This is a genomic window from Parabacteroides sp. PF5-6 (assembly GCF_029504695.1).
GTDB lineage: Bacteria > Bacteroidota > Bacteroidia > Bacteroidales > Tannerellaceae > QVMG01.
In genome coordinates this window covers 1-18,856 of sequence record NZ_JAQFIN010000009.1, presented here as the reverse complement: position 1 = coordinate 18,856, position 18,856 = coordinate 1, and the positions used below count along the sequence as shown (strand labels likewise).

The window sequence follows — 18,856 nt, the reverse complement described above, 5'->3', positions numbered from 1 at the left end:
ATTTCCATTTTTTAAAACACCGGTGTTTCTTTACTGAAACATCGGTGTTTCTTCAATGAAACATTAATGTTTTTTTCATGAAACACCGGTGTTTATTTTTATATCGAAAAAGAGGTTAGTGCACGCTGACTTTATATATTGTATCAGCGACCTTCGGTTCGGGGTGATCCCTTTTTCAAACTACCGGTAGTTGGTGAACAAACTACCGGTAGTTTGTCGACAAAATATTAGTAGTTTGCGCGCAAACTACCGGTAGTTTGAAAAGGGGGGTGTGCAGGGCCCCAAATGGGTGTTAGTGCACGCTGACTTTATATACTGTATCGGCAACTTTCACCAGGTAGATACCCGGCCGCAATGTAAGGGTTTTCGAACCACGAAGGGCACGAAGGGACACAACGTTTTGGCCGGTGATTGTGTAAACGGTGACATCAACAGCGTTAGCCATTCCATTGTCAATTGTCAATTGTCCATTGTCAATTGCAATGTGGATATCGCTTTTAGCGATATCCGCATTGCTTGTTGTCATTCCTTCGAGAGTAACCGTCACCGGCCCGGTGATTGGATCTATATGGTAAGTTAGTGTGTTTAGGCCGGTGGCGACTGGCTCAAGAAGAATACCGTTGATTCGGACTTTCAGATCTTCGACGTCACCCGGGTTGACAGTGAAACGGAACGCTTCGCCGAATGCCGCCCGGTGTTCACCCGCGCCGATATCGAAAGTCACGCCTTCAGTCTCCGGCAGGGTCACGGTATATTCCCGCAGGGCAATGGCGATCGTATGGTCTGCCGATATCGGGTTGAGGATATACGAGAAATAGTGATTATTGCCAAAATCAGTAAACGGCGTATCTACCCCATCAATCAACAACATCACATCCTCAGCCGTCAACGAACGGTCTTCGGGCAGGAATTGGAGGTAGAACGCATCTCCACTGCTTACCGAAAGAGGTCCCGAAATAGTATGCCCCAGCACTTGAATACCATGAGCGATTTCGAGAGTAATGGTATGGTAAAAGATAGGCCGGGCTATCAGGGAAATAATGATATCCTTATTCTCCATAACAGAAAGCAGGGTCAATTGATAAGATTCTGTTTTCTTATCATATTCCGCTTCCACTTTTTCCCCATTTACCATAATAGATAGAATATGTTGCCTGTAATCCGGATCAATTACAAAACTAAAAGAGAAGTCTTCTTCGTCTTTCACTTTATGGCTCCCTTCTTCCATATCGTTTAATAAGACCAGTCCTTCTTTGGGGATGGATAATGATATTGCAAACAGCTGAACCAATGTGATAGAAACGTCTTTATCCTCTTCAATATCCTCAAGGGTTACGGTATATGTTCCATCTTCATATTCCGGAGTGATCTCACCTTCTCCTACTGTGATTTCTGGGACATAATTAGCATTGTCGGTCAAGGTAAAGCTAAAAGAAAAGTCATCCCCTTCTTTCACTTTATGCTCCCCCGCCTGCAGATCGCCTGATAACTCCAGTCCACTTTCGGGAATAGATAATGTCACGGTATATTGCTGGACCAACGTGATAGAAACGTCTTTATCCTCTTCAATATCCTCAAGGGTTACGGTATATGTTCCATCTTCATATTCCGGAGTGATCTCACCTTCTCCTACTGTGATTTCTGGGACATAATTAGCATTGTCGGTCAAGGTAAAGCTAAAAGAAAAGTCATCCCCTTCTTTCACTTTATGCTCCCCCGCCTGCAGATCGCCTGATAACTCCAGTCCACTTTCGGGAATAGATAATGTCACGGTATATTGCTGGACCAACGTGATAGAAATCTCTTTATCCTCGTCTATATCCTCAAGGATTACGGTATATGTTCCATCTTCATATTCCGGAGTGATCTCACCTTCTCCTACTGTGATTTCCGGGACATAATTAGCATTGTCGGTCAAGGTAAAGCTAAAAGAAAAGTCATCCCCTTCTTTCACTTTATGCTCCCCCGCCTGTAGATCGTCTGATAACTCCAGTCCACTTTCGGGAATACTCAAAGAAATCACATGGATCGTGATAAGATTAGGCACATCCGGTTGTAATTCTTTGTCTAACGCATCAATCGCTTTCAACCGGGGCAAGTAGGTGTCCGCTTTTGAAATATCCCAGACATCATCCAGATCCCATCCACTTATCGGATCCGATTCAATAAAGCCACTCCAATCGGCTCCATCAACACCTTTCAATGCCGGAGTCCAATCTCCTTCGCTCTCGACATAGGCGTAGTTGCCTTCACCAAAACAGGCTTCAATCACACTTTCGTCTGTTACATCTTGATATCCTGTCGCAGAGTCGTATATGGCTACTCTTCCAGCCACGCGGTGACGATTGCCGGATTCCGGTAATTCCATCACAGCCAGGCAATTTTCAACTACCGGAACATCAGGCGCCTCTTTCTTCGACAATACCCCTACCAGCCCTCCACTATAACCGGAAGGGCTCACAATATTTCCGGCAGCATACGAGTCTTTTATACGGTATTCTCCTTCTACAGAATACAAGAGCTCTCCCACTAATCCTCCGGCATACCCAATGGAAGTAGTAACGGTACAATAACTGTAACAATTATCTATTATTATCGAATGGCCATAGTGACCAACAATTCCACCGGTATATACGCTTATTTCAGCATGGTCTACTTCCCCCACTTCTATATCCCCTATGTTACTACACTGGCTGATTGTTGTATTATTGGAATTACCAGTTCCTATTATTCCTCCGACAGCCATATAGGAAAATGCGGAGGGTGCAGTAGACCAAGTGGCTTCACCTCCTTTTATTGTTCCGTTATTTGAACAATTTGTTACGGAAACGGTTGAAGCGCTTCCCCCAAATACCCGCCCCATTATGCCACCTGTACAGGATTGAGCATAGCTGGTATTTTCTACAACATTACCTCCCGTTACACTACCGGAAAAGCTGCAGTTTTCGATATGAAAAGTTCCGTATACTTTAAGGAGACCTATTATCCCTCCGGTTGTGCATTCTGCTTGCATAAATTGCCCCCCTATGATCTCCGCGTCTTTTATAATTAGATTTTTTATTGTCAATGTTTTTTCGGAATCTACCACAACATACCCCCAAAGTCCGGACTCCTTATGAGAGTTCCCGTCTTTCCCTATAAAGAGATTCCGGATTGTATGATTATTCCCGTTGAAATTGCCTCTAAATGGTCTACTGGAACTCCCTATCGGCCTCCAGTAGTGTTCTTCAAGGTCAAGGTCCTCTTCCAGGCTGAAATATATATCTGTATATGGCGTCCCTGTCACAACCTGTAGAGCCACATAGGCCAGATGTTCGGGTTTGGTGATCTTATACGGAGTAGCTTCGGAACCATTTCCCTGATCAGAAATATCCTCGTCGGTGATGAAGTTAATCACGTAATCTGTCCAAATACCGGAAGTCTCTCCCCAGATTCCCCCTGTTGTTATCACCAATAGCAAGGCTGCTATAATCAGCACTCTTCTTCTCATACGTTTTCCTTTTTGTGTTAGTTTTCTTGTACACAAAAGTAACCGCAGCTGTCCTTTGATGTTCGGGGGCTGGAAAGCGAATGATTAACTGTTTTGCAATTTCTTTTAACTGTTTTGCAAAAAGGACTCTTTTTCTTTGAATTGCATGGGTGGTACGCCCGTGATCTCGACAAAAGCACGGTGGAAAACGATCGGCGAAGCGAAGCCACAATGCGTAGCCAGTTCTTTGGCGGTCAGGCGCGGATCTTCACGCATCAGGCGTTTGGCCTCTTCCACCCGGTAACGGCGGACGACCTGGCTGAAGGTCTGCCCGTAGCCCTCGCGGAAAAGGCGGGAGAAGTAGGTGCGGTTCAATCCCATCTGCAAAGAGAGGTCGGTGCGGTTGAACTGGGGACGCAGATACGGCTTCTCGGTTTGCATCCACTGCTCGAAGGTTGTTTTGTAGTCTTCGATCTTTGCCGTGAATGCCGGCTCATTGATGTCCGTTTGCGACAGAAGCTCCTGTTCTTCTTCGATCTCCTCTTCTTCGGCCGCTTGCAGATTCAAGGTGTTCCGGAAGTAATGCGCCGGGAAAGGTGATTGCTGGAAGAGTGCTTTGTGGGTGATATACGTGAAATAAGGGATGGCGATCAGGTGGTGCAACAGGTAGTAACTCTCTTCTCCGGCAAACAACAGGAAATAATAACTACTCGTCAACAAGGCCATTCCCCACACCAACACATTACCCCAGCGGATATCCATCTGCTCGGGTGAAGAGAAATCTTCCTCCGAACGGCGGCGGAAAGAGGGAAGCCAACGGTAGAACAAGACGAAGATCGCCAATATATACCCAAAAGAAACCACCAATAACGGCAGGCGAAACCAAACGTTGAAGTGCGCGAACGAAGCCCGGAAAGCCGACAAATCATCCAGTTGCTCAACCGGTTCGTCCAATAACAATATGCCGCCGAGGTAAATAGAGACCACACCGATAAACGGCAGTAAGCCCACCACGATACGTCGCGCCGTAAGCCATCCCGAGCGAAACAGTTCGATCACATAACCCAGGATAAAGATACCGGCAGACGCCCCGAAGAGCATCGGTACGGGTTGCAATATACCGCCCGCGATCTTTCCACCCTGTCCCATGCCCACGCCAAAGGTCAAGACGGAGTAGATCACCGCCCAGAACAATACCATCGCCCCCATAAACAAACGCGAGCGCACCCGTTCGTGATGCCAGAACAGCATCAGGGTGCAATGCCAACAAAGCATCGCCGAAGCCGCCAACGTCCCGAATAGCCAAAGATTAACCATGGCGTAAAGATAAAGGAAAAGGAGGAAGAGAGGAAGAGTTGAGAGTTGAAAGTTGAAAGAATACGCAGTAGACCAAGATAGTCCACCGCGTATTCTGTAATCATTAATAATTAATCATTAACCATTAATCCTTATTTTGAATGTTTGACTGCCGGCCTTCACCAGGTAAATACCCGGTTGCAACGTAAGGGTTTTTGAACCACGAAGGGCACGAAGTTGCACAACGGTTTGGCCGGTGATCTCGTAAACCGCCACATCAACGGCAGGGCCGGAATTGACAATTGACAATTGACAATTGACAATGGAAAGAGTGATATCGCCTTTAGCGATATCCCCGTTCGACGTCGGGTTCGTTCCTTCGATCATCACCGTGATTGAGGTGATTACTTTATCGATCGTATAGGTCAGGACGGCAGCACGCAAGGCATCCGGTTGGATCTCCCGTCCGTTGGCAAACACATGTACTTTCTCCGGGTCGATACCGTCGGCCAGGGTGAGGCTAAAGGTGAATGTCTCGCCGTAAGGCACCCGATGGGTACCCGCGCCTACATTATAGGTTACGCCTTCCACTTCGGGCAGGGTAACAGGATACTCCCGCAACGCGATCAGGATCGTATGATCGGCTTCGACCGGGTTCAGGATATACGAATAGTAATTACCCGATTCGGTTGCCGTAAAGGCTGTTTCGATGCCATCGATCAGGAACAGGATATCGGCAGCACCCAATGCCCGGTCTTCCGGTAGGAATTGCAGGAACAGGTGATCGTCTTCAGCTACCGTATGGTTACCGGCTGTCATATTATATAGGTCGATGCCTTCAGCCACTTCAAGTTGGATGGTATGGGTGATACCTGTGCCCGGGGTTTCCGGTTGGTATTTCGGATTAAGGACAGTCGGTTGATTGTCGCCAAAAACCGCCAGTTTGGGCATTGTTTCACCTGTAAGGTCAATGATCCAAATCGGGTCTTCACCTTCTTTGTTCCAATCCTTGATCGGCTGGTCGGTCATATCGCCCGACCAATTGGCGCCGTTTAGGCCGTCGTGAGCAAATGTTTCACCTGTTCCATCCGGGATATTACCTACCCAGGCGTGGTTGTTTGCAAGCCTCACATTATCATAGGTAGCATATATAATCCTGCTTATTTGTACTGAAGCAGTTATGGAAGAGCTGATTACTAGATTGTTTTCTACATTTGCCTCATCGCCTGATAAAGTAGCTATTAGCCCACCACCATAAGACCCTGCATTAACTTCACAGGCAGCATAACAATTAGAAAGCTGACTGTTACTCAAAAAACAAATCAACCCGCCTATTTGAGACCCCTTAATACTTCCCTCTACATAACAGTTTGAAATAGTAGAGTGAAGAACATTAGCCATCAGTAAACCACCTAAATCGGATGTCGCTTCTACTGTTCCGGAAACATAACAATTATTAACCGTACTATAAGCACAAAGAGATGCCAGTCCGCCAACAAGACCTCCTCTAATTCCATCTGCCCCTAATTCCAATCCCAGATTTTTAACCGTAGCTTGGAATATGTAGCCAAAGAATCCGGCATTGGCATTCGCATCATTGATCCACAATCCAGAAATCGTATGGCCATTACCATCGAAGGTGCCGCTAAAAGGATCTCCAGATGTCCCTATCGGCGTCCAACCGGTTCCTGTCAATCCCGTCAATGCGATATCCGCCATCATCGTAAAGGAATAACCGGCCAATGCATTTGCTCCTTCCGTATAATCCCCCGTCCCATTCACAATATCCGCCAATTCGGCTAAGCCTTCCTGGGAGTCAACAATATAATTCTTCGCAAGCGTTTTCAGACCGTCTTCGATATTCGGGGCGATCAGTACATATTTTGCTACATCGCTATCGACTTTATACGTTCCGTTGCATGTTATATTCTCTGTTGTCGCTCCACTGCCATCATAATTGACAGAAGCATAGATTGCCGTATTCGCAGGATCAGGAAGGGTACTTCCATGAATTGCATTTATCTTTCCCTGGGCAAGGACTGTACTATATGAATCTATAACCAGTTGACCAGTATGGTGAATACCACGCAATCCGGCAGAAGCTTCAAGCTTACTACCATCCTTAATCTCTATACCACTATTACCCCAAAGTCCATATCCCCGGAAAGTAGTACCTTTTGTTTCTGCAATCAAATGAGCGCCACCCGCTATAGTAAGCTTACCTTGGAAGTAAATAGCCACTGAGTTGGCAACATCTGCTGCAATAACATGCAGACTACCTGCTCCGGTGATCGTTAATATTCCTAATGTTTTTATGCCTGTATTTGTTGTGCTTTCAATTGTATTTTCAGTGCTTTCATTCAATACAAGGCTGCTCCCGTTAGGCATCTGCAAAGCTAAAGGTGCACTTGTTGTAAAGTTAAAACCACTTAGCTCCAGCGTATTTTCAGAGGCTTGCCAGTTCCCTATATTTCCATTGTATCTTTCGGAAAGGTCTTCATCCGTATACAACGACCAGTCGTCATCGCCATTCCCAAAATAAAGCGTATAGTCAACAGTCTCCGCCTTCGCGGCACCCGTAAACACCAAAAGCGCCAACGCGCTTAACCATAACAAGTAAAATTTTTCTTTCATTCTTTGATTTTTTAATATGTACTATAATAATGTAGATTCACTAAACGGTATGCTTTCTGTTTGTCTCCCTTAATAAAGGCAGTGAGATAGAGCTATGACAATCTTAGCTTGTATGCGCGTGCAAAGATAGGGGGCAGGCCTTCTGAGGGGGATAACAGACAGCGTATAAAAGATAACAGAACGAAAAAAAATGCAGTTGTAGGGCTTGAAGAATAAGGTTTTGCAATCTCAATACAAACGGCGGTTCCGTACAAAATATAGGATTATGATTACATTAGGTATTGTGCCAGCGAATGGTTGTTCCCAACAAATCTGATCAGATAAATTGTTTCTCCATTCTTGTGATAAGTATTAAAGAAAACATACCATTGTGTATTCTTATTCTTCTTAAAAACGGCATAAGACATGCCTTTGCCATATCGGGAAAAATAATGGGGTGCACTCCTCTTTTGCTTATGATGTAGGTTTAAAGTTATATCTTGTATCAGCTCGGTAATGTAGAGAACAGCATTCTCCTTAAAACCAAAATATTCCAGTTGGTAAAGGACTTCGGTTAAATCAAAAAGATAATCTTCTATTTCAGAAAGGAACAGGACTTTCATTTAACAAACAGTTTTTCGATTCGGGGAATAATTCGTCTGATTAGCTCATCGCTGGTTATCGCACGTTCCAAGTCTTCCATCCCGGGCTCTTCTATACGGTCTTTTTTCACCAATTCAAACATCTCCGTACTACCTCGTTGGATTACGACTCTTTCTGTGGCAGCCATATCCAAATACTTCTTCATATTATTGCGAAGCTCCCCTGCGCTTATTACTATCATGATGTTGTTATTTTGTACGTTATAATGTACAAATATACTGTTTCTACCTTGAGGAAACAAGTCTTTTACTGCAATTCCTTCTGCCACTCCTTAAAAGTAATCCCTTCGCATTGGCGGAAGGCGCGGCTGAAGGCGGTGCCGTGGGAGAAACCGCAGATCTCGGTCAGCCTTTCCACCGTAGAATCGGGGTTGCGCAGCATCTCTTCTTTGGCATATTCGATCCGTTTATGGTTGATAAATTCCCAGAAGGTGCAATGGTATTCGTCTTTCAGGATATGGGAGATATAGGTGCGGTTGGTGCCCACCAAAGCGGCCACATCGTCGAGCCGGAGGTTCTTCTGCAGAAAGATCTGTTCTTCATCGATCACCTGGTTGAATCTCGGGAGGAACTTCAGGTAGGTTTTGGGATGTTCTTCGTCCGGATTTTGTTCTTGCGGCTCTTGCGGTTCTTCCACGTCCACGACAAGGTGTTCGCTGACCTTCTCGGAGGTGTACGACCCATAGGAGACATGGTAACAGATAAAATAGAGCGTACCGGCGTAAAGGAGCATAAAGACCGAAACCACATAGTGGTACGTGACATAAAGCACGTAACCCGATTCGGCGGCCCAGAAGGTAAGGACGAGAAACACGAATATGCCCCCTAACGCCATCCAATGGTGGCGCAGCCCTTTGTCGTTGATATTGGAAAAGAAATCGCGGAGGTGGCGGCGGTACAACAACAGGCGATAAACGGCATAGACCAATAACGACACCGCCTGCAACCCTAACAACAGGCTGTAGGTGTATTCACTGATAAAGAAACGCATCTGATAGAAAAACGGATTGTCGAAAACGACCTGCCCATTGTTTTCAACTACGTCTTTCATAAAACGGACCGCCTGCGCCTCGCCGGCATACAGGAAACCGATCGCGTTTGCGGTGGCAAACAAGAGTGGCGGAACAAAGAACAAGCTGATCTTCAAAGCCGACCAGCTTTTATCGCCCGTCACTTCCCGGAAATATAAAAAGATGGCGGGAATAAATAAAAGTGTCGAATAGGTCTCGACGATGTCCAGTTTGTAATACAGGCTGTAGTCGTCGCGCTCCATATACCAATAAAAGACCGCCACGCCCATCGTCACGGCAATCAGTGCGATCACCCCCGTCCATATATTCTGCGAGCGGGTATTGACTTTCCGGTTCGTGAGGAAAAGTACCCCCCAAAACAAAGAGACCAATAACGGAAGCTGTATGGTAATATGTTTAAGCATAAGCGCGGCAAAGATAAGGCACAATGGTGTTTCAGAGGGGGACAACGGTTATATTTCAAGGGGACAATGGTTGTATTTTTGATATTTGTAACCCACTGCGGTATTCGGAAGGCACCATGCCATAGAAGTCTTTGAACTGGCGGCGGAAAGTGCGGATATTGGCGAAGCCACAGCGGCCGGCAATTTGCAGGATGGTGGCTTCGGGATTGCTTTTAAATAGCTCTTTGGCCATTTCCAGCCGCAGGGAGTTGATGTATTCCAAGAGCGACATGCCGGTCGCTTCGCGTACGGCGTTGTAGAGATAGGTTTGGTTGGTGCCCAGGGCAGTGATCAACTGCTGGCGATCGAGTTCGGGATGGGTGAACGCACCGGTGGTCTGCAGGTAGTCTTCCAGTTGGACAAACAGGGAAGTCGCCGGAGCGGTGTCGGCTTGCAACCGGCGCATCTCTTTCTTCAAAGCGTCCTGGCTTTCGATCTGGCGCACGAGACTCCGGTTCTTCGCCTGCAGACGACGCTGATAGCGGACGATCAACAACAGGATAGCCAACAACAGGACACATCCGCCCAAGGCAAACAGAAAGTAATGGCGGTTGCGTTGCTTCTCGATCTCCAGGCGGTCGACCTTATAATGGGCATGGGTAGCAGCCAGGCGTTTCTCGAATGTCTCCTGGCGTAGCGCTTCCACCTGCACATAAGCGGTGTCGTAGTACCGGATCGCTTCGTCGTAGCGACGAGCTTTCGCCAGATACATGCCCTGCTTCCGATACCATGCCGGGCGTATGGCTGCGGTTCCCATCTCATGTTCTTCAATCAGTTCCATGATATGCGTGTGAAGGGCAAGGGCCCGGTCGTATTCTCCCCGTTTGTCGTACAGGATACATTGGGATTCGTAAAGAACCATGGTCATCTGCCAGGGCAACCGGGGCAAATGGGGTTCGCACCAGGCGATATACGTCTCCGCCTTATCGAGTTCATCCTTGGAAAGATAAGCGTTCGCATAGTGAACATAACAATAAAACTGATTGAGTATCACCCGGATATTATTCGCGCCATCGCCATAGTCTTCTTCCATCTCTTTCTCTTCTTTGGCGATCAACCTCTCATAACGCGCATTGTAAATCAAAGATTCATCGTACCGGTCCCGATGTTCCAGCGCTTCCAACAGGCACCGATAGGTATCGAAGAGCGTAATCAAGTCATAAGGCAGTTTCTGCTCCATCTGCTCCAGCCCCTCAATCATCAGCGGGATAGCCTCTTCATCATAATCCTGATAATAATAGAGCGTGCCCAACACAGCCGTAACAAAGCCTGAGAGGTACGGATCGTTGCGCTTAGCCATCTGCTTCCGCATGGCTTCGGCCTCCTCCATGGCTTCGTCGTAACGGCTGGCGTAATGATACAAACGCATTTTCGCCGCCCACATATCCAGCATCAATTCCGACTGCCCGTTCTGATCCAGAAAGCGGGCATGATCGGGAAAAGCTTTCATAAACTCCTCCGTCCGTTTGTGATTGAAATAGAAATTCAGGATCGCCGCCCGCATCGTCAACTCGTAGTTGAGCGCTCCCTGTTTTTGGGACTCCCGCAGAAACTCCTGCAAAAAACGCAGTTCGGCTTCGGCCTCGACGCTATAGGCCATCACCTGGTAGATCTCATCATACAATCTGAGTTTCTCCGTTCCCTCGCGCGAAGGCAACTGTTGCAAGAGCGAATCGACCGTCTGTCGCACCTCCGTTTGTGCAAATAGCGACCATACGCAGAAAAGGAAAAGGACTGTGAATGGAACTTTCTTCATCCTGCAAAGATAAATTTATCAGTGCTTTGAAGAACAATAAATAGAGGATTTTCTTCGGTAGTTGGTAGTTAGTAGTTGGAGGAAGGCCAACGGCCCTTTGGAAAAGGCTGCCGGCCTTTTGAAAAACTCCGGCGGCCTTTTTAAAAACCCTGCCGGCCTTTTCGAAAACTCCGGCGGCTTGGGTTGCTCAATGGCGAATGTCAACAAATGTAAACAGCGAACAGTGGTAAACCGATCATCCCGCACATAGTTTTTCGTTTTTTTACTACCATCATACAGCCGGGACAGGCAACAATGTTAAACCGATCACTGATGGGGTTCTTCAACAGGTATCAGAAAGTTACTTACAGGATTTTCACTATTTTTTTATTATCTGAAATAGCTATATGATTGATATACAGATTCGAAAGAAAATCCTGTATGATGTAAGTAAAAAAACGAAAAACTTTGTTCGGAGGGTATTTTTGGGTTTTTTTGTTCTTTAGGATCTTCAATTAGTTTGAAATTGGAAGATTTTTAGCCGCGGACCACAGGGATTTATGTATTTTGTTTGTGTCCTGTAAGGACAGTGAGCGCTGAAAGCGCGTTAGAGCCCAGCCCAGGGTAAGCAGGCCGTTAGGTCTGCGCAACCCTGGGTCGGGAACACACCCCACACACAACGGAGCGCTGAAAGCGCGAAAGATTTGCTTTCGCGCTTTCAGCGCTCCGTTTTTATATGTATCCTTAACCCGGGGTGGCGAACCTCTTCAAGGTTCTGACCCCGGGCTGATGTATTACGCGCTTTCAGCGCTCATTGTCCTTTCAGGACGATCGTACACAAATCCTGACTCATAGTTCATCATTGAATCAGCAAAATCAAAGTTCAGAAATCTTCACATCTTCTTCTATTTCCCGCTCCGCGCCTACTAACTACTAACTACTAACTACCCACTACCCACTACCGAAGAAAATCTTCCGATTTTCTTCAACGTCTTTGCGCTTTCGAATCCAAAAAAAAGGGAGTGAGAAAATCCCACTCCCTTGATTATCTAAGAGATACGGTTTAGTCTTGCAGTTTCGCTTTGATAAACTCGCGGTTCAGGCGGGCGATATTGCTGATCGAGACGGCTTTCGGACATTCGGCTTCGCAGGCGCGGGTGTTGGTACAGTTACCAAAGCCCAATTCGTCCATCTTGGCCACCATTGCTTTGGCGCGACGGGCAGCTTCGATACGGCCTTGCGGCAACAACGCCAACTGGCTAACCTTAGCGGAAACGAACAACATCGCCGAACCGTTCTTACAAGCGGCAGCACAGGCACCACAACCGATACAAGCGGCAGCATCCATCGCCAGGTCAGCATCCTTCTTCGGAATAGGAATGGCATTCGCGTCGGGGATACCTCCGGTATTTACGGAAACGAATCCACCGGCCTGGATGATCTTATCGTAGGCGTAGCGGTCGACCATCAAGTCACGGATCACCGGAAAACCGGCTGAACGCCAAGGCTCGATGGTAATCGTAGCGCCTTCGTCGAACTTACGCATATGCAACTGGCAAGTGGTGATTTCCGTATCCGGTCCATGCGGATGTCCGTCGATATAGAGCGAACACATACCGCAGATACCTTCGCGGCAGTCGTGATCGAATACAACCGGTTCTTTTCCTTCGTTTACCAATTGTTCGTTCAGGATATCAAGCATTTCAAGGAATGATGTTCCCTGGGAAATGTCCTTTAACTGATAGGTTTCGAAAGCTCCTTTTTCTTTCGGGCCTCTCTGACGCCAAACCTTCAGGGTGATATTTATATTTTTGTCCATAATTGTATTATTTATAGGCCCCTCCCCGCCTCCCCAAAAGGGAGGAGAAGTCCCCCTTCGGGGGATTTAGGGGGCCGGTTTATTAATTCTTATAATTCCGTTGCTGACGTTCTACAAATTCGTAATCCAACGCTTCTTTATACATCACCGGGGCTTTGTCTTCACCCTGGTATTCCCAGCAGGATACATAAGAGAACAGGTCGTCGCGACGCATGGCTTCACCTTCTTCCGTTTGATATTCTTCACGGAAGTGGCCTCCGCAAGACTCGGCACGGTCGTAAGCATCGTGTGCCATCAGTTCGCCGATTTCCAGGAAGTCGGCCAGGCGAAGGGCTTTTTCAAGCTCAACGTTCAGGTCGTCGCCTTTACCCGGGATACGGAGGTCGCTCCAGAATACTTTCTTCAGTTCCTTCATGCGCTCAATCGCCTTTTTCAAGCCGTCGGCATTACGTGCCATACCCACCAGGTCCCACATGATGTGTCCCAGTTCTTTATGGATACTGTCTACCGAACGTTTACCCTTGATATTCATCAGTTTGTCGATGCGATCCTGGATACCTTTCTCAGCTTCGGCAAACTCAGGCAGGTCGGTACTGAAACGCGGCACCCGGATTTGGTCGGCCAGATAGTTCTGGATCGTATACGGCAACACGAAATAACCGTCGGCCAATCCCTGCATCAATGCGGAAGCACCCAGGCGGTTCGCTCCGTGGTCGGAGAAGTTGGCTTCACCGATCGCGAACAGCCCCGGAACAGAGGTCATCAGTTCATAGTCTACCCACAGACCACCCATAGAGTAGTGCAATGCCGGATAGATCATCATCGGTGTTTCGTATGGATTATCGTCGACAATCTTTTCGTACATCTGGAACAGGTTACCGTAGCGGGCTTCCACCACATCGCGGCCCAGGCGGTTGATCGCCTCGGAGAAGTCCAGATAAACCGCTTGTCCGGCACCTACACCGAAACCGGCGTCGCAACGTTCTTTCGCGGCACGTGAAGCCACGTCGCGCGGAACCAGGTTACCGAATGCCGGATAACGACGTTCCAGGTAGTAGTCGCGGTCTTCTTCTTTCAACTGTGTCGGTTTGAGTTTGCCGGCACGGATCGCTTCGGCGTCTTCTTTCTTTTTCGGTACCCAGATCCGTCCGTCGTTACGCAGCGACTCAGACATCAGGGTCAGCTTAGACTGGAACTCGCCATGCACCGGGATACAGGTCGGGTGGATCTGTACCATACACGGATTCGCAAAGTAAGCGCCTTTCTTATAACATTGCCATGCAGCGGAACCGTTCGATGCCATCGCGTTGGTCGACAAGAAGAAGGTATTCACATACCCTCCGGTTGCCACCACTACAGCGTGTGCAGAGAAACGTTCCAGTTTACCGGTCACCAGGTTACGGGCGATGATACCGCGGGCGCGGCCATCAACCTTCACCACGTCAACCATTTCATGGCGGGTGTACATTTTTACTTTATTCAGACCGATCATACGGCTCAATGCCGAGTAAGCGCCCAATAACAACTGCTGTCCCGTCTGTCCGCGGGCATAGAACGTACGGGATACCTGTGCACCCCCGAACGAACGGTTATCCAACAGACCGCCGTATTCGCGTGCAAAAGGAACACCCTGAGCGACGCACTGGTCGATAATTGCGTTGGAAACTTCCGCCAGACGGTACACGTTGGCTTCGCGGGCACGGTAGTCGCCCCCTTTGATCGTATCGTAGAACAGGCGGTAAACCGAGTCACCGTCGTTTTGATAGTTCTTTGCGGCATTGATCCCTCCCTGTGCAGCAATCGAGTGCGCGCGACGCGGAGAGTCCTGAATACAGAAGTTAAGAACATTGAAACCCATTTCCGCCAGCGATGCAGCAGCAGAAGCACCGGCCAGACCGGTTCCCACTACGATCACATCCAAACGGCGTTTGTTTGCCGGGTTTACCAGTTTCTGATGTGCTTTATAATTGGTCCACTTCTCAGCCAACGGGCCTTGAGGGGTTTTTGAATTTATCTGTGTCATATCTATATTTTCTATTATTAGTTACACCTTTAGTTAACAGCAAGAACCATCACAAAGGCTCTTCAGGTAGAAGAAAATGGTTACAAAGGCAAAAGCCGCCATCAATACGGTAGCGTAGATATTGCCGATCACTTTCCAACGTTTGATCCAGAGGTTATTGCTCCAACCAATCGTTTGAATACCACTCCAGATCCCGTGAGTCAGGTGGAACCACAAGGCCACGTACCAGATCAGGTAAGCGATCACCACCCAAAGGTGACTGAAATAATAGTTGATAAACGCGGCTCCGTCCTGCGGAGAAACCATCGCGCCTCCCAATTCTACATGATGATTGCCCAATAATTCGGCGAACATCATTTTGTACCAGAACTGTGCAAAGTGCAACAGCATAAAACCTACGATGATCACGCCCAGAATAAACATATTCTTAGACGCCCATGTTACGTTTTTCTGACGAACATTTACTGCATAACTGTCATTCCCGCGCGCTTTCTGGTTTTGCAACGTCAGCATCAACGCATACACGAAGTGCAGTGCAATGATAGCAGCCAACACCAGCGTAGCAGCTACCGCATACCAGTTAGCCCCCAACAGGGAACAGATCATGTTGTAAGCCTCTTCAGAAAAAACCGCCGCTACGTTCATCGCTGCATGAAACGTAAGGAACAGAACAAGAAAGATTCCCGATATACTCATTATCAGTTTCTTTCCGATAGAAGAATTAAGTAACCACATAAGATAATAAATTTAAGTTATTTAGTTGTTTATAAGTTTTATGTTACAGCGTTTGTATCAAAGCGCAAAGGTATGTCAATTTGATATAGGAAGCAAAAGATTAAAGAAATATTTCGCCAATCCATCAAAGGAGCCGAAATCCGGATCCGCAGCCGTATTTTCCCGAAGTGCCGGGAGTATTCAAACCGGCTATACTTCAATCGTTTACTGGTATGTCGGATTAAGCATAAAGTGATTGGTTTATTTTGCGTATTTGTGTTTAATTGGGTAAATATAATGGTGCCTAATTGTATGGGAATTGCTTTGAGTTAACCATCTGTAACACGGTTAACCATGTATTGTGAATAATACTGGCTAAATGAATAATCAAGTTTGACCACAACGAACACGGAGGGCACAACGTTTTTATGGAGGAGAGAGAAAAAATCATTCGAACTGTGGCTTTTGGGTGGATCCCGGACAGAAGAAAGAGTTTTTAACCCCAAAGGGCATTAAGGGCACAAAAATATTTCTATTTTTGCAGGGTAAAATAGACCCTCTGAAATGGATGTTCCGCAGCGTAGTCAAGTATTGAATGAAACGATTGAAAAACTTTCGGATGAAGTTTCGTATAATCAATTGTTTCATACTTGTCGTGATGAAGAGACTTTGCCTTCGGGCGAAGCTTTGCGGGAAGTGGTCGATTTGTGTCGGGCTATTCTTTTTCCCGGTTATTTCGGCCATGCGCGGATCAGTAAACAGACCATTCGTTACCATACGGGAGTCCATGTGCAAACCCTGCACCGCCTTTTGTCGCAGCAGATCTTTGCCGGACTATGCTTCGACGACTCCTGTCACTCCTCCTGTACGATCGCGGAAATCAGGGAACGGGCGCATACACTCTCCGAAGATTTTATCTCTGCCTTGCCGGAGATACGCCGGTTGTTGGCTACGGATGTCTTGGCGACCTTCAACGGGGATCCGGCGGCTCGGGATATAGGCGAGGTTGTCCTTTGTTATCCGGGATTCCGGGCGATCGTGAATCACCGGATCGCCCATCAGCTTTATCTTTCCGATGTGCCTTTTATCCCCCGGATGATTGCCGAAATGGCGCATTCCGAAACGGGGATCGATATTCATCCGGGCGCAACGATCGGGCATCATTTCTCGATCGACCATGGAACGGGAACGGTGATCGGCGAAACGGCGGTGATCGGCAATTATGTGCGGATCTTCCAGGGCGTGAGCCTTGCCGGCGAGAAGCTGGGGCCTGACGAGGGGGGAAATCTGATTCGGGGAGTAGCCCGCCATCCGGTATTGGACGATCATGTCACGGTCTACTCCAACGCGACCCTGTTGGGAAGGATCCATGTCGGCATGGGGGCGACGATCTGCGGAAACGTGTGGATTACCCGGGACGTGGCGCCCGGCGAAGTCATCCATCAATTGAAAACTGAAAATTGATAATTAAATACTATGAACACAGCGAATTTCGAAATGGTGGCCAAGACCCTGCATGGGTTGGAAGATGTTCTGGCCGAAGAATTAATCGCATTAGGTGCCGACAATGTAGAGAAAGGCCGTCGCATGGTCTCTTTTACGGGCGATAAGGAATTGCTCTACAAGGCTAATTTCTGTTGCCGCACAGCGCTTCGTATCCTGAAACCGATTTATCGTTTTAAAGCCAAAGACGCGGATAAGGTCTATCAGGAAGTAAAAAAAGTGGAATGGGAGAAGTTCCTGACGCTGGAAACCACTTTCGCCATCGACTCGGTGATCTTCTCGGAAGATTTCAATCATTCCAAATTCGTGGCCTACCGCACGAAAGACGCGATCGTGGATTATTTCGTGGAGAAATTCCAGAAACGTCCTTCCGTGAGGGTGAATAATCCGGATCTTTATATCAATATACATATTTCGCATAACGACTGTACGCTGTCGATCGATAGCTCGGGCGAGAGCCTGCATAAGCGGGGTTACCGGATCGAACAGACCGAAGCGCCGTTGAACGAGGTATTGGCGGCGGGTATGATCCTGATGACGCGCTGGCGGGGTGAGTCGAATTTTATCGATCCGATGTGCGGCTCCGGTACCTTATTGATCGAAGCGGCGATGATCGCCCTGAATATCGCTCCGGGCATTCACCGGAAAGAATTCGCTTTCGAGAAATGGATCGATTTCGATCAGGAACTGTTCGACCGGATCTATAACGACGAGAGCCAGGAGCGTACCTTCGAATTCAAATGTTATGGCTCGGATATCTCGCCGGTGGTCATCGAGATGGCACAGGAGAATATACGGAATGCCGGATTATCCAAATATATCGAACTGAAAGTATTGCCTTTCCAGAAATACGAAGAGGCGCCGCAGCCGGGTATTCTGGTGACGAATCCGCCTTATGGGGAACGCATTTCTTCGCGCGACCTGATGGGATTGTATTCCATGATCGGGGAGCGGTTGAAACATGTGTTTACGGGTTATAAAGCGTGGATACTCAGCTATAAAGACGAGTGCTTCGATAAGATCGCATTGCGTCCGAGTGAGAAGGTGAAACTGATGAATGGCTCATTGGAATGTGAGTATCGTTGTTATGAATTGTTCGACGGAAAGAATAAAGAGTATAAAAAAGCGTTGAATGAGAAGGGCGACCGCCGTTCTTTCGACGATAAACGGCCGGGTGCGGACCGCCCGCATAAGGTGATTCCCCGCCGTCCGGATTTCAAGAACGACCGGATGGACCGTCCCGACCGCCGCTTTGCTGCGGCGCATGCGGAGGGCGATGAAGACCGGACCGCCTTTTTGCCTAAGAATAAATTCTACGGCGAAGAGCGGCGCGACAGTCGTCCGGCGAAGAAATCTTTTTCCGGCGGAGGCGACCGAAAACGTTTCGGCAATGATGACTTCGGCTCTAAGTCCGGAAAGAAACCTTTCAAGAAAAGAGGGAAGGATAATTATTAATTACTACTGATGCGTTAATTTTTTAATTTCAACCGTAACAGGTTGATTATATATAAGATACAAGCGTTCTTTGATTTTTTGATTTGAATTGAC

Annotated in this window: 12 protein-coding genes; 2 read left to right on the top strand and 10 right to left on the bottom strand. The window is 47.5% G+C overall.

Annotation, left to right across the window (positions count from 1 at the left end; translation table 11 throughout):
* Positions 1-292: 292 nt before the first annotated feature.
* The 10 genes from M2133_RS11190 to M2133_RS11145 form a co-directional block, all read right to left on the bottom strand.
* Positions 293-3,490, bottom strand: a complete 3,198-nt coding sequence (locus tag M2133_RS11190) for a hypothetical protein (protein WP_277466217.1) — start codon at positions 3,488-3,490, stop codon at positions 293-295.
* Between the two features lie 105 nt (positions 3,491-3,595).
* Positions 3,596-4,786 (bottom strand): helix-turn-helix domain-containing protein, encoded by a 1,191-nt coding sequence (locus M2133_RS11185; RefSeq protein WP_277466216.1) that lies wholly within the window; start codon positions 4,784-4,786, stop codon positions 3,596-3,598.
* Positions 4,787-4,903: 117 nt separating this feature from the next.
* Positions 4,904-7,399: a hypothetical protein gene (locus M2133_RS11180; RefSeq protein ID WP_277466215.1), complete on the bottom strand. Its 2,496-nt coding sequence runs from the start codon at positions 7,397-7,399 to the stop codon at positions 4,904-4,906.
* 269 nt (positions 7,400-7,668) lie between these two features.
* Positions 7,669-8,001 carry a hypothetical protein gene (locus tag M2133_RS11175; protein WP_277466214.1) on the bottom strand — a complete coding sequence of 111 codons (333 nt, stop codon included), beginning with the start codon at positions 7,999-8,001 and terminating at the stop codon, positions 7,669-7,671.
* Positions 7,998-8,309: a hypothetical protein gene (locus M2133_RS11170; protein WP_277466213.1), complete on the bottom strand. Its 312-nt coding sequence runs from the start codon at positions 8,307-8,309 to the stop codon at positions 7,998-8,000. The genes M2133_RS11175 and M2133_RS11170 overlap by 4 nt, the downstream gene beginning before the upstream one ends.
* Entirely contained in the window at positions 8,288-9,475 is a 1,188-nt protein-coding gene (locus tag M2133_RS11165) for an AraC family transcriptional regulator (protein WP_277466212.1), read from the bottom strand. Before M2133_RS11165 ends, M2133_RS11170 begins: the two co-directional genes overlap by 22 nt.
* A 55-nt stretch (positions 9,476-9,530) precedes the next feature.
* Complete coding sequence (locus M2133_RS11160) at positions 9,531-11,270, bottom strand: helix-turn-helix domain-containing protein (protein ID WP_277466211.1); 1,740 nt, start codon at positions 11,268-11,270, stop codon at positions 9,531-9,533.
* A 1,042-nt stretch (positions 11,271-12,312) separates the two neighbouring features.
* Complete coding sequence (locus M2133_RS11155) at positions 12,313-13,068, bottom strand: succinate dehydrogenase/fumarate reductase iron-sulfur subunit (protein ID WP_277466210.1); 756 nt, start codon at positions 13,066-13,068, stop codon at positions 12,313-12,315.
* A gap of 82 nt (positions 13,069-13,150) precedes the next feature.
* Positions 13,151-15,091 carry a fumarate reductase/succinate dehydrogenase flavoprotein subunit gene (locus tag M2133_RS11150; protein WP_277466209.1) on the bottom strand — a complete coding sequence of 647 codons (1,941 nt, stop codon included), beginning with the start codon at positions 15,089-15,091 and terminating at the stop codon, positions 13,151-13,153.
* Between the two features lie 33 nt (positions 15,092-15,124).
* On the bottom strand, positions 15,125-15,826 hold the full coding sequence (locus tag M2133_RS11145) for a succinate dehydrogenase cytochrome b subunit (protein ID WP_277466208.1): 702 nt from the start codon (positions 15,824-15,826) through the stop codon (positions 15,125-15,127).
* A 543-nt stretch (positions 15,827-16,369) separates the two neighbouring features.
* Here M2133_RS11145 and M2133_RS11140 point away from each other — a divergent pair.
* Both M2133_RS11140 and M2133_RS11135 read left to right on the top strand, forming a co-directional pair.
* On the top strand, positions 16,370-17,269 hold the full coding sequence (locus tag M2133_RS11140) for a serine acetyltransferase (protein ID WP_277466207.1): 900 nt from the start codon (positions 16,370-16,372) through the stop codon (positions 17,267-17,269).
* 12 nt (positions 17,270-17,281) lie between these two features.
* Positions 17,282-18,763, top strand: coding sequence for a THUMP domain-containing protein (locus M2133_RS11135; RefSeq protein WP_277466206.1), 1,482 nt, complete (start codon positions 17,282-17,284; stop codon positions 18,761-18,763).
* Positions 18,764-18,856: the final 93 nt, after the last annotated feature.